Source organism: Caulobacter sp. GW821-FHT11E11, assembly GCF_058808315.1.
Genome location: NZ_JBXARO010000004.1, coordinates 175,970 through 188,190, shown reverse-complemented (window position 1 = coordinate 188,190; position 12,221 = coordinate 175,970). Strand labels below are relative to the sequence as shown.

At 68.8% G+C, this 12,221-nt stretch carries 9 protein-coding genes; 5 read left to right on the top strand and 4 right to left on the bottom strand.

Annotation, left to right across the window (positions count from 1 at the left end):
- The first annotated feature begins 7 nt into the window (after nt 1–7).
- The 4 genes from AC1RR5_RS11225 to AC1RR5_RS11210 are packed head-to-tail and all read left to right on the top strand — an operon-like array spanning nt 8 to nt 3,682.
- Nucleotides 8–865, top strand: coding sequence for a DeoR/GlpR family DNA-binding transcription regulator (locus AC1RR5_RS11225; protein ID WP_492921597.1), 858 nt, complete (start codon nt 8–10; stop codon nt 863–865).
- Between the two features lie 8 nt (nt 866–873).
- Entirely contained in the window at nt 874–1,824 is a 951-nt protein-coding gene (locus tag AC1RR5_RS11220; protein WP_492921595.1) for a D-ribose ABC transporter substrate-binding protein, read from the top strand.
- A gap of 18 nt (nt 1,825–1,842) precedes the next feature.
- On the top strand, nt 1,843–2,823 hold the full coding sequence (locus AC1RR5_RS11215) for a sugar phosphate isomerase/epimerase family protein (RefSeq protein WP_492921594.1): 981 nt from the start codon (nt 1,843–1,845) through the stop codon (nt 2,821–2,823).
- 1 nt (nt 2,824) lies between these two features.
- Nucleotides 2,825–3,682: a GntR family transcriptional regulator gene (locus tag AC1RR5_RS11210; RefSeq protein WP_492921593.1), complete on the top strand. Its 858-nt coding sequence runs from the start codon at nt 2,825–2,827 to the stop codon at nt 3,680–3,682.
- Nucleotides 3,683–3,710: 28 nt separating this feature from the next.
- Here AC1RR5_RS11210 and AC1RR5_RS11205 read toward each other — a convergent pair whose 3' ends face one another.
- The 3 genes from AC1RR5_RS11205 to AC1RR5_RS11195 form a co-directional block, all read right to left on the bottom strand.
- The gene (locus tag AC1RR5_RS11205) at nt 3,711–4,802 is read right to left on the bottom strand and encodes a hypothetical protein (protein WP_492921591.1); all 1,092 of its coding nucleotides are present in this window, start codon (nt 4,800–4,802) and stop codon (nt 3,711–3,713) included.
- A gap of 103 nt (nt 4,803–4,905) precedes the next feature.
- On the bottom strand, nt 4,906–5,766 hold the full coding sequence (locus tag AC1RR5_RS11200; protein WP_492921589.1) for an AraC family transcriptional regulator: 861 nt from the start codon (nt 5,764–5,766) through the stop codon (nt 4,906–4,908).
- 71 nt (nt 5,767–5,837) lie between these two features.
- Nucleotides 5,838–7,214, bottom strand: a complete 1,377-nt coding sequence (locus tag AC1RR5_RS11195) for a DUF4861 family protein (RefSeq protein WP_492921587.1) — start codon at nt 7,212–7,214, stop codon at nt 5,838–5,840.
- 150 nt (nt 7,215–7,364) lie between these two features.
- Here AC1RR5_RS11195 and AC1RR5_RS11190 point away from each other — a divergent pair, with 150 nt between their 5' ends.
- On the top strand, nt 7,365–10,541 hold the full coding sequence (locus AC1RR5_RS11190) for a glycosyl hydrolase (protein WP_492921585.1): 3,177 nt from the start codon (nt 7,365–7,367) through the stop codon (nt 10,539–10,541).
- Here the strand turns inward: AC1RR5_RS11190 and AC1RR5_RS11185 are convergent.
- Entirely contained in the window at nt 10,531–12,156 is a 1,626-nt protein-coding gene (locus tag AC1RR5_RS11185) for an alkaline phosphatase D family protein (protein ID WP_492921584.1), read from the bottom strand. The genes AC1RR5_RS11190 and AC1RR5_RS11185 overlap by 11 nt on opposite strands.
- Between the last annotated feature and the right edge of the window lie 65 nt (nt 12,157–12,221).

Below are 12,221 nucleotides of genomic sequence, written 5' to 3'. Positions count from 1 at the left end.
GAGAGCCATGGCCAAGTCCGGTCAGAAGGGCGCCGCGGCGTCTGAAACCGTCGCCAAGGGTTCGGCCCGCCAGCGCGCCATCGCCACGGCGGGTTCGGGCCTGCTGGCCGAGCCCCGGCGCATGAAGATCCTGGAGTGGCTGCAGGAAGAGGGCAGCGCCCGCGTGCGCGAGCTGTCCGAAGCCTTCGGCGTCTCCGAGCCGACCATCCGCCAGGACCTGGAGAAGCTGGAGGTCGAGGGCCACATCGTGCGCGAGCACGGCGGCGCCTTCCTGCGCTCGGTGCCCCAGCAGGTGCGCGACATGGCCCTGCAGCATCGGGTCAACATGGAGGCCAAGCGCCGGATCGGCCGCCTGGCCGCCTCGCTGGTCACCGACGGCCAGACCCTGATCCTCGACTCCGGCTCGACCACCACGGAGGTGGCCCTGAACCTGCTGGAGCGGCAGAACCTCAACGTCGTCACCAACGCCCTGAACATCGCCCTGACCCTGGGGGCGCTGCCCTCGTGCACGGTCCACATGCCGGGCGGCCAGTTCAAGGCCCCGACCCTGTCGCTGAGCGGCGAGCGCTCGGCGGCCTATTTCGAGGGGCTGTACGCCGAGACCTGTTTCCTGGCGACGGCGGCGATCTCGCTCGAGGCCGGCCTGACCTATCCGTCCCTGGCCGACCTGCCGATCAAGAAGGCCATGATCGTGGCGGCGTCGCATGTCTGCCTGGTGGCGGACTCCACCAAGATCGGCCGCACCTCGTTCTCGTCGCTGGGCGGCGGGGTGGAGGTCATCCAGACCCTGATTACCGACGACGGTATCCGCGACGAAGACCGCAAGGCCTTCGAGGCGCGCGGCATCCGCGTGCTGACCGCCTAAGGAGCGCCATGAAACGCAGCCACATGATCATCGCGATCGCCGCCCTTGCCGCGGTCGTTCTGGGGATCGCGTGGCTGGCGCCGAAGGGGCGCTCGAACCTGATCGTCATCATCACGCCGTCGATGGACAATCCGTTCTTCGGCCAGGAGGCGGCGGGGGCCGAGGCCCGCGCGAAAGCGCTGGGCTATGAGACCCTGAAGTTCTCGCACGACGACGACGCCTACAAGCAGAGCCAGCTGATCGATACGGCGATCGCCCGCAACGCCGCCGCGATCATCCTCGACAATGCCGGGGCCGACGCCAGCGCCGCGGCGATCGGCAAGGCCAAGGCCGCCGGCGTGCCGGTGTTCCTGATCGACCGCGAGATCAATGTGCGCGGCCTGGCCACCGCCCAGATCGTCTCCAACAACTTCCAGGGCGCGGCCCTGGGCGCCGAGGCCTTCGTCCAGGCGATGGGCGAAAAGGGCGCTTACGTCGAACTGGTCGGCAAGGAGAGCGACACCAACGCCGCCATCCGCTCGCGCGGCTTCCACGAGGTGATCGACCAGTATCCGGACCTGAAGATGATCGGCCGCCAGTCGGCCAACTGGAGCCAGTCGGAAGCCTTCGCCAAGACCCAGTCGATCCTGCAGGCCCATCCCGACGTGAAGGGCATCATCGCCGGCAACGACACCATGGCCATGGGCGCGGTGGCGGCCCTGGAGAGCGCCGGGCGCGGCGACGTGGTGGTGGTCGGCTTCGACGGCAGCAACGACGCCCGCGACGCGATCCTGGCCGGCAAACTCAAGGCCACCGTGCTGCAGCCGGCCTTCCGCCAGGCGCAGTACGCCGTCGAACTGGCCGACCGCTTCCTGAAGACCGGCAAGACCGGTCAGCCGGAAAAGCAGTTGATGGACTGCTTCCTGGTCACGTCGGCCAATGCCCGCGACCTCGACAATTTCAACCTCACCCGTCGTTAGTTTCTGGAGTACGCGCTCATGAGCAAGCTGAAGTTCGGAGCCGGCATCTGGCACTTCGCCACCTATGTCGACCGCTACGCCACCGACGGTTACGGCCCGCCCGTCAGCCTGATCGAGGCCATCGACAAGGCCGGCCAGGTCGGCGACCTGTCGGTGGTCGACCTGAACTATCCGTTCGTCGATCCGAACCTCTCGCTGGACGAGGTCGAGGTCGCGCTGAAGCGCAACAACCTCGGGGTCATCGGCATCACGCCCGAGATCTATACCCGCCAGTTCTCCAAGGGCGCCTTCACCAATCCCGATCCGGGCATCCGCCGCCTGGCCAACGCGATGTGCAACGACGCGGCCAATGTGGTGCGCCGCTTCGGCGCCGACTACGTCAAGCTGTGGCCGGGCCAGGACGGCTGGGACTATCCGTTCCAGGTCGACCACAAGAAGCTGTGGCAGATGTCGATGGACGGAGTCGGCGAGCTGGCCAGCCAGAACCCCGACCTGAAGTTCGTCATCGAGTACAAGCCGCGCGAGCCGCGCAACCACATGAGCTTCGACTCGGTGGCCCGCACCCTGTTGGGCATCGAGAAGATCGGCCTGCCCAATATCGGCATCCTGCTGGACTTCGGCCACTCGCTGTACGGCGGCGAGTCGCCGGCCGACGCGGCCCAGTTGGCCATCGACCACGGCCGCCTGTTCGGCATGGACGTCAACGACAACCTGCGCAGCTGGGACGACGACATGGTCGCCGGCTCGGTCCACCCGATCGAGCTGTTCGAGTTCTTCTACGTCCTGCGCAAGAACAACTGGGACGGCGTCTGGCAGCTGGACCAGTTCCCGTTCCGCGAGGATAGCGTCACGGCCGCCAAGCTGGCCATCGACTTCCTGAAGGTCATCGACCGGGCGCTGGACAAGCTGGACTTCGACGCCATGCAGGCCGCCCAGGATCGCCAGGACGCCCTGGAGGCCCAGCGCCTGGCCCGCGCGGCGCTGTTCTCGTCGTACTGACATGGCGCGGCGGTCGCTCCAGCGCCTCAAGCCCCGGGGCGTCGAACGGCGTCCCGCGCAGGCGGGGGCGATCCGCCGCCCGGCATTCCACCGGGCGCGGGGCTGGGTCGAGATCCACTGGCTGGACTTCGAACCGGCGTTGCTACAGTTTCCGGGCATGGCGCTCCGGAATGCAGACGGAGGGCTGGTCGAGACGCCCATCGCCAAGCGCAAGCTCTCCGACCATGTCCTCGACCGCCTCAAGGCGATGATCACCTCGGGCGAGTACGCGCCGGGCGAGGCCCTGCCGTCCGAGCGCGAGCTGATGGTCCGTTACGGCGTGGGCCGTCCCGCGATCCGCGAGGCCATGCAGGCCCTGGCCAACCAGGGCCTGATCACCATCAAGCACGGCGAGCGCGCCCGCGTGCGGCCGCTGACGGCCAAGGCCGCCGTCGGCCAGCTGGACCTGGTGGCCCAGCTGATGCTGTCGGCCTCGCCGAATATGGTCGAGAACCTGAAGGAAGCCCGCCGCTTCTTCGAACGCGGCATGGTCCGCGAGGCGGCGGTGAAGGCTGGGGCCGCCGACCTGGAGCAGCTGGAGCGTCTGGTCGCCCAGCAGCAGGCCGCGCTGGACGACGCCGAAGCCTTCGTCGCCCTGGACCGCCAGTTCCACGGCAAGCTGGCCGCCATCTCGAAGAACGCCATCTTCGACGCGGTGGCGGAAGCGATGCTGGGCTGGCTGCACCTGGAGCTGGATGAAGCGGCCCGTCGCGAGCTGGCCGCCGAATACGCTCGGATCGTCGAGCGCCTGAAGGCCCGCGATCCCGACGGCGCCGAGGCCGCCCTGCTGCGGTCGCTGGACCTGGCGGAAAACGGATAGGATCCGTCCTCCGCCCTGTCAGGCGAGGCTACCGATCCGCGTTGAACCGCGCGATCATCACCTTGCCGACCTCGTCCATGGCCGCCGAGACGTCCTTGCTCCACGCCACAGGATCCACGCTGACCTGGTAGGTTCGCGTCTTCTGACCACCAACCCCCGCCAGGACGCCGATGGCGCTGGCCACGCCGTCGCTAACCTTGCTGCCGCGCGTGGTGGTGTCGTCGGCCGAGACGATCGAGTCAGGCATGACGATCGGGCTGGTCAGGGCGTAGCGCGCCCGGTGGCCCTGATCCATTACCGTTGATTTGGCCTGGGGCGTCAGCACCCAAAGCTGGGTATCGACCGGCAGCAGGGCGACATTGGCCTTGCTCTTCACCCGGGCGGTCGGCGGGCGCATGCCCAGCACGCCCCGGCCGCGCGCCTCGATCTCGGCGAAATCGACGACCATGCGGACGCCCATCACGCCGGCGTCCAACTCCTTCATGGCCATCTCCTCGGGCACGAACGAGCCGGTGGTGGTCATGGTGTCGCCGAACGCCTTGGCGCGGCCGTCCAGCGGCGTGAAGTAGAATTTGTAGCCCGGGGGCGAATAGAAGGCGCTTCGATTCCCGCCGCCCCGAATGTAGGGCGCGGGCTTGGACATGTTCATCAGCCGTTGCAGGCCGGGGCTGCGGGCCAGGGCGTCCTGCAGCGGGATGATGGTGACGCCGGTGGCTGCCAGTTCCTCGACGAACTTGGCGTAGTAGGCGTCGGTGATCGCTTGCATGTCCTGCGGGCTGGGACCCGACAGCGTGTAGCTGACCTTCGACTGCTGGAAGCTCGAGCCGGTCGAGGCCGCCGACGAGTTCATCACGAACTCGACCTGGAACGAGGCGATGACCACCTGCTTGACGCCTTTGACGCCGGCTTTCTCGTTCTGCCAGATCAGGCCGGGGCCAGCCTTGGAGAGATCATCGCCCGCCGCGAACTCGATCGGGTCGGCCGCCGCCGCCGTCTTGGGGCCAAGATTGATCAAGGGCTTGGCGGCATACGCAGCCGGCGCGGCGGCCAGGCCCAATGAACCGATCAAGGCCCCGATCAGGATGGGGCGGGCGAATTTGCCGGCGTGCGACGACGTCATGATGGTCTTGTCCCTCTCCAGCGCATGGGCGCGGTTCGGGCGGGATATCGGCGGTCGCCGGGTTCCCATTGGAAAAATCGGACATCGTGTCCGGGCCAAGCCCTTATCGGAGCTTGGCGTGCAGGCCCTGGTACGCCGCGCCCAGCGCCGCCAGCCGTTCGCGCGCGGCCGGACCCAGCATGGCGTGGGGCAGGGCGAAGTAGCGCGACGGCGAAATGCCCATGAACTGCTTGAAGTCGCGGACGAAGTGCGACTGGTCGAAATAACCGTCGTCGATCAACTCACCCAGCGGCGTGTCGGGACGCTCGCGCAGGGCTTGCAGGGTGCGCAGGAAACGCTGGCGGCGGATCAGCAGCTTGGGCGTGAAGCCGAACATCCGCAGGGACAGTCGCGTGACGTGGCGCGGGGAGACCTCCAGGCCGGCCGCCATGGCCTCTACGGTGTCGAGCGCTGGGTCCAGCAGCCGCTCATGGGCCTTTAGCAGCAGAGGCTCCAGCGCCGGCCCGCTAGCGTCGAGGGCGGTGAACAGCGTGTCCAGCACGTCGGCTTGGGCGCGATCGTCCGGCGCTCGGCGCAAGAGGTCGAGGGTCTGGCCGGCGCGCTCGCCCAGCACGGCCTCCAGCGGCATGACCTTGTCAGCGAGAGTGTTGGCGGCCAGGCCCACGAACCGCGCCCAACCCAGGGGCAGCAGGCCGACACCCAGCACGGTCCCGGCGTAGCCGCGTACGATCCCGGCCTTGCTGGTCGGGCCGAACAGGGCCGCCGCCGGGGCGGGGTCGTACTCGACGCCGCCGATCCGCGTCGACCAGTCGCCGGCCAGGGTGAAGCGGATATTGGCCCACTCGGGATGCAACAGGTCCTCGACCGGGCCGCACGGCGCGGGGATGTCGACCCAGTAGTAAGCAGTGATGAAGCGGCGAAGCGACGGGGCGGGCAGCAGAAAGCGTACAGAGGGGGTCTTCATGCGCACTCCGGCCTGGCCGCGACTCTGCCAGGGACGATGTGTTCAGACATCGCGCGCCGTGGGAAGCAGCCCTATCGCTTCTCCGCCACCACCCCACTCACCCGCACCGGCGAATTGTACTCGCGCGCCGACTTGATCACGTAGGCCTTGAAGGCGTCGGCGGTCTTCAGCGTCGGGCCTTCGCTCCAGGCGGCGGCGATCATGTATTCGAAGCCGTGGTCCTTGGTCGGGGCGACCTTGAAGACGTGGTTGCCCTGGCGGTCGGCGCTGGAGACATAGGTCGGCTTGTAGGCGTCGCGCACGACCAGGGCCGAGCCGGCATAGTCGATGCGGAAGCCGTTCTGCACCGCCTCCTTGTCGTCGGGATTGCGCACCAGCTCACTGCCGCCGGTGATCGCCACGCCGCCCTGCTGGTAGAGGATCTCTTCCGGGGCATGCTTGCGGATGCCCGCCGCCCAGGCCGAGCCCTTGGCCCTCGGGGCGAAGGTCTTGAAGGTCACGCGGGCCGTCGAATAGTTCTGGCCGGCATAGGCCGTGTAGAGCTGCTCGACCGCGTAGCGGCCACGGCCGCTGTCCCAGTTCATCGTCTTGACGCGGATCATGCTGCGCAGCGGACCGTTGGTCACGACCTCGAAGGCGTAGCGGGTGTCGGTCAGGCCGTTGCCGTTGAAGCGGTTGGCCTGGTCAGACTTGGGCGTGAAGCGCGGGCGCGAGACAGCGTCGGGCTTCGTGGGATCGTCGAATACCCCGATGCCGCCGCCGCCGAAGCTGTCGTCTACAGACATGATGTCCGAGCCCAGCTTGGGATCGATCCGCGACACCGCGTAGCCGTCCAGGTTCTCGCCATAGAGCCGCGGCGACATCAGCATCGGCGCGCGCTTGCCGTAGACGTCGGCGTCGGTCGGGAACCACAGCTTCCAGCCGACCGCCTCCGACTCCCAGAAGGGCACGGTGTGGCGCATGTAGCTGCCGATGCCGGCATGGGTGCGGTGCGGGTTCCAGCCGCGCTGCTGGAAGCCGCGATAGATGTAGAGCGTCTTGGTCTCGCGGGCTTTGAGGTCGACCTGCAGGAACAGCTCGTCCCACAGGCCGTCGGCGTCCAGATCGTCCAGCTGGTAGTCGACCGCCCGGCCATTGGCCTCGACCAGATGGCCGTGAGGACCTTCCATGGCTTGGCGTTCGTGGTCGGGCGCGGGGCGGGGCTTTCCGTCGGGATCGACCAGGGTCACGGTCAGGGCCTGGGCGCCGCGCAGCATCGGCAGCTGCGCGGGCGTCAGGGTCACCGGGCTGTTCACCCGATCTTCGTCGAGGTCGTTGGTGACCTGGATGGCGATGCGTTCGGTCGGGGCGAAGGCGCCTTGCGTATACCAGGGGCGGTCGGCGGCGTGGGCCGCGCTGGCCAGGGTCAGGAGCAGGGTCGAGGTCGCGAAAAGTCGGTCGATAAGCATGCGGAGCCTCCCTGGGACCTGCGCGCCATCAAAGGCGACGCGTCAGGGGAAGGCAAGCTGATATACTCATCATACCAGCTTCCGTTTCGGGGCTTGGACGCTATTGTGCGGGCGGCCGCTTCGAAGCGCCAGCAGTTCAGGAGAAGCGGCGTGAACAAACGCCCGGTCGCGTTGGGTCTGATCCTGGCGCTCAGCGTCAGCCACGTCGCGCTAGCGGCCGACGCCCTGCGCGACGGCTTTGCGACCCCGCCGGCCGAGGCCCGGCCGCAGGTCTTCTGGCAGTGGATCAATGGCAATGTCACCCAGGAGGGCATCCATCTCGACCTGGAATGGATGCAGCGCGCCGGGATCGGCGGCTCGATCCTGTTCGACATCGGCTTCGGCTCGCCGCCGATCCCGCAGTACGTGGAAAAGCGCGTCGGTTACGGCTCGCCCGAATGGAAGGCGGCGGTGCGTTACGCGGCGGCCGAGTCCAGGCGGCTGGGCCTGCAGTTCGGCATGCAGGCCGGCGGTGGCTGGAGCGAGACCGGCGGGCCTTGGGTGAAGCCGCAAGAGGCGATGAAGAAGCTGGTCTGGAGCGAGACCGTCGTCTCCGGCAAGGGCCCGATCGTCCTGGCCCCGCCGCCCGGCGTCAGCGGACCGTTCCAGGACCTGCCGATCACCGCCCGCTTCGCCGAGCCGAAACTCTATCGCGATGTGGCTGTGATCGCCTGGCGGCAAGACGCGGCGCCGGTGGCTCCGGAAGCGACTTCCAGCGCCGGACAGGTCGTGGCTGCCAAGCTGGCCGACGGCGCCTATGCCGCGCCGGCGGTCGAAAAGGTGGCCGGCGACGGCTGGGTGCTGCTGCGCTACGCCGCGCCGATCGAGGCCCGCGCCGTGACGGTGGCTGTCGACGGCGCGATGCCGAACGGCGTGGTCGAGGCCAGTGATGATGGTCAAACATTCCGGCTGCTGACGACTTTGCCTGGTGAAGTCCGCCAGGGCCTGCCGGTCCGCACCTTCGCCTTCGCCAAGACGAACGCCCGGGTCTTCCGTTTGCGCCTCGCGGCCGACACCAAGCCGACGGCGGTGACCGAGTTCGCCATCCACACGGACCCACGCATCGACCGCTTCCAGGAGAAGGCCGGCTGGGGCGTGCTGACCGACAACTGGGCCTCGGCGACGCCGGCGACCGATGCGGCCATCGCGCCGGCCGGCGTGCTCGACCTGACCAACCGCCTCAAGGCCGACGGAAGCCTGGACTGGACCCCGCCGTCCGCAGGCCGCTGGCGGGTGCTGCGCTACGGCTGGTCCCTGACCGGCCGCCGTGACACCCCGGCCGCCGCCGAGAGCCTGGGCCTGGAGGTCGACAAGCTGAACGCCGACCACGTCCGCGCCCACATGCGTGGCCTGCTGGAACCGCTGAAAGCCGAACTCGGCGACCTCTACGGCAAGGACGGCCTGGGCTTCGTCATCACCGACAGCTGGGAGGTCGGGCAGCAGAACTGGACCGAGGCCATGGCCACCGAGTTCGCTGCGCGGCGCGGCTACGCCCTGACGCCCTGGTTGCCGGTGCTGGCCGGCCGCGTGGTGCAGAGCGCCGAGGCCTCCGACCGCTTCCTGGCCGACTATCGCCGCACGATCGCCGACCTGCTGACCGAGCGCCACTTCGCCGAGATCACGAAGATCCTGCACGCAGAAGGCATGCGCTACGACGCCGAGGCGCCGGGCGTCGACCTGCCCACCATCGCCGACGGCCTGCAGGCCAAGGGCCGGGCCGACATCCCGATGGGCGAGTTCTGGGTCTATCCGGAGGGCAAGCCGCCGCCGCCCGCGCACATGGCCGACGTCCGCGAGGCCGCCTCGGCCGCCCACGTCTATGGCAAGCCGCTGGTCGGCGCCGAGGCCCTGACGACCATGGGCGAGGACCCGTGGCGCACCGGCCCGTGGCAGCACAAACGCATCGTCGACCGCTACATGGCCGAGGGCATCAACCACTTCGTCCTGCACACCTCGGCCCATCAGCCGTTCACCGACCGCAAGCCGGGCATGACCCTGCGCCAGTACGGCCAGCACCTGTCACGCAACGAGACCTGGGCCGAGGGCGAGATGCGGGCCTGGACCGACTATCTGGCCCGCAGCGGCTGGATGCTGCGCCAGGGCAAGCCAGCGGCGGACATCGCCTACTTCCAGGGCGAGGACGCGGCGACGGCCTTGCCTTACGTCGAGGGCGGCAAGCCGAACCTGCCGGCGGGCTGGGACTTTGACTATCTGGACGCCGAAAGCCTGGTCGAGCGGATGAGCGTGCAGGACGGCCGCCTGGTCCTGCCGTCGGGCGTCAGCTACGCCGCCCTGGTCATCCCGGCGCGGGTCGAACGGATCAGCCTGTCGGCGCTGCGCAAGTTCGAGGCGCTGATCGCGGCCGGTGGCGTGGTCATCGGCGAACGCCCCAAGGGCTCGCCGACCCTGTCGGGCGGCGCGGCGGCGGACGTCGAGTGGAAGGCGCTGGTCGACAAGCTGTGGAGCGGTCTGGTTCGCAGGGGGGCGGTCGAGGCCGCGTTGGGCTCGCCGGCGATCACCGGCCAAGGCCAGGACCTCGTCTGGACCCGCCGCGTGCTCGACGACGGCGAGGTCTATTTCCTGGCCAACACCAGCGACCGCCCGCTGAAGGTCGCGCCGTCCTTCCGCATCGCGGGCAAGGCTCCCGAACTCTGGCGCGCCGATACGGGGAAGGGCGAGCCTGCGCCCTTCTTCCAGCACGATGGTCGTACGGAAATCCCGCTGGAGCTGGCGCCATACGACGCGGTGTTCGTGGTCTTCCGCACGCCGACCACCGACCTGGCGCGCACGGAGCTGACAAGACCCCCGCCGATCTCGAAGCCTGTCGACGGCCCCTGGACCGTGAAGTTCGAGCCCGGCTGGGGCGCGCCTGAGAGCGTGGCCCTGCCGAAACTGGCCTCGTGGACCGACGACACCGATCCGGGCGTCCGCTACTATTCCGGCGCGGCGACCTACGAGAAGACGCTCGAGGTCCCCCGCGCCTGGCTGAAAGGCCGCGTCCAGCTGGATCTCGGCGAGGTGCGCGAGTTCGCCACCGTCACCCTGAACGGCAAGGCCCTGCCCACCCAGTGGAAGCCGCCCTACGCCGTCGACGTCACCGACGCTCTCAAGCCCGGCCGCAACACCCTGAGCATCCGGGTCGTGAATTTCTGGGCCAACCGGATGATCGGCGACCTGCAGCCGGGGGCCAAGCGCTACACCTTCGCCCCCATCCAGCCGTTCAAGCCCGACGACGCCTTGTCGCCGTCGGGCCTGCTGGGGCCGGTGACGCTGAAGGTCAGCCCGTGAACACCCGGCGTCCGCGCTCCACCGACATCCGGTGCGAGCCGGACAGGGCGGTCGAGCGGGCCTTGATGGTCTGCAGGAACAGCCACTCGCCGGTGACGCGCTGGGGCGTGACCTCGATCATCATGTAGCCGCGCTGGCTGGTGTCGGCCCATTTCAGCTCGGGGTTGGCGGCCATGAAGCCGCGCGCCACCAGCTTGGGATCCGCGCCCATGTCGCCTTCCATGCCGTTGGAGGTCACCGCCTGGCCGGCGAACTCGACGCCGGTGGGGCGGCCGTCCTCGACCAGGCCATAGGCCCAGGCGTTGTGGCTGTCGCCCGACAGCATGACGAGGTCGGCGTCGGCGGTCTGGGCGGATTTCAGGAGGCGCGAGCGGGCGGCGGGGTAGCCGTCCCAGCGGTCCATCCACATCGGCAGGCCCGCTTGCGCGGCGCGGATGTTGTTGCGATAGCCGGCGACCTTCTTCTCGCTGACCTCGGGGCGCAGCCAGTCGACGGCCTCCTTGGGCATGACCGTCCGTCCCAGGATGGTGCCCATGCCGACCAGCTGCCAGCCGCCGTTCGTAGCCTTCATCTGGTGGGCCAGCCAGCTCTCTTGCGTGGAGCCCATCATGGTCGCCGACGGATCCTTCCAAGCGCCGTCGCGGAACGCCTTCATCGCCGCGTCGGGATCGGCCGCCTTGAAGGTCGCGCCGATGTCGGCCGGTTTGGTGCGGGCCAAGAGGCGCGACTCCGTGCGGTACAGGGTGGCCAGGGTCCCGATCGGATAGGCCTTCCACGGCTCGTCCGAGACCGGCATCCACTCGCGATAGACCTGCATGGCCGCCGCGCGGCGGAGGTTCCAGTCGCCTTCCTTGTCGGGCTGGTGGTTCTGGGCGCCGGCCTCGTAGCTGTCGTTGGACGACTCGTGGTCGTCCCACAGCGCCACCATCGGGGCCAGCTGGTGCAGGCGTTGCAGGTCCGGATCGGCGCGATAGCTGGCGTAACGCAGGCGATAGTCGGCGATGGCCAGGATCTCGGTGACCGGCAGCAGCTGCGCCTTGCGGCCTTCCGCCCAATCGCCCTCGCGGGTCGAGGCGACGCCGTATTCGTAGATGTAGTCGCCGGTGTGCAGCCACAGATCCACGTCCTTGCGCGCGGCGGCATGGGCGTAAGCGTTGAACAGGCCCTGGGGCAGGTTCGAGCACGAGAAGACCGCCAGGTTGAAGCGGTTCACCGGCCCTTGCGGGAGGGTCTTGGTGCGGCCGACGGGCGAGCGCTCGCCGTTCGGAGCGATGAAGCGGTACCAGTAGACGGTCCCGGGCTTCAGCCCATCGACGGTGATCTTGGCGGTCCAGTCGCGATAGGCGCCGGTGCGCACGACGCCGCCGGAGACCACCTTGGCGAAGTCCGGATCCAGGGCCACCTCGGCCTCCAGCCGCACGACGCCGTCGCTCATCGGCACGTAGCGCGTCCACAGCAGCATCGAGTCCGGGCCGGGCTCGCCGCTGGCGACATTGTGGGTGAAGCCGGTGGCCGTGGCCATCTGCCGGGCCAGGGCCTGGCCGGCGGGCAGCATCAGGCCGGAGAGGCCAAGGCCCCCCAGAACCAGGCGGCGACGATCGATCCTCAGAACCATGCGAGGTCTCCGTAAAAAGAAAACTCCCGCGGCTTGAGGGCCGCGGGAGGTGAAGTTGCTCAGGG

Excerpts from the sequence above, each read along its gene's own strand:
- AC1RR5_RS11225 (WP_492921597.1), top strand. The coding sequence starts at position 8 with ATGGCCAAGTCCGGTCAGAAGGGCGCCGCGGCGTCTGAAACCGTCGCC.
- AC1RR5_RS11220 (WP_492921595.1), top strand. The coding sequence starts at position 874 with ATGAAACGCAGCCACATGATCATCGCGATCGCCGCCCTTGCCGCGGTC.
- AC1RR5_RS11215 (WP_492921594.1), top strand. The coding sequence starts at position 1,843 with ATGAGCAAGCTGAAGTTCGGAGCCGGCATCTGGCACTTCGCCACCTAT.
- AC1RR5_RS11210 (WP_492921593.1), top strand. The coding sequence starts at position 2,825 with ATGGCGCGGCGGTCGCTCCAGCGCCTCAAGCCCCGGGGCGTCGAACGG.
- AC1RR5_RS11205 (WP_492921591.1), bottom strand. The coding sequence starts at position 4,802 with ATGACGTCGTCGCACGCCGGCAAATTCGCCCGCCCCATCCTGATCGGG.
- AC1RR5_RS11200 (WP_492921589.1), bottom strand. The coding sequence starts at position 5,766 with ATGAAGACCCCCTCTGTACGCTTTCTGCTGCCCGCCCCGTCGCTTCGC.
- AC1RR5_RS11195 (WP_492921587.1), bottom strand. The coding sequence starts at position 7,214 with ATGCTTATCGACCGACTTTTCGCGACCTCGACCCTGCTCCTGACCCTG.
- AC1RR5_RS11185 (WP_492921584.1), bottom strand. The coding sequence starts at position 12,156 with ATGGTTCTGAGGATCGATCGTCGCCGCCTGGTTCTGGGGGGCCTTGGC.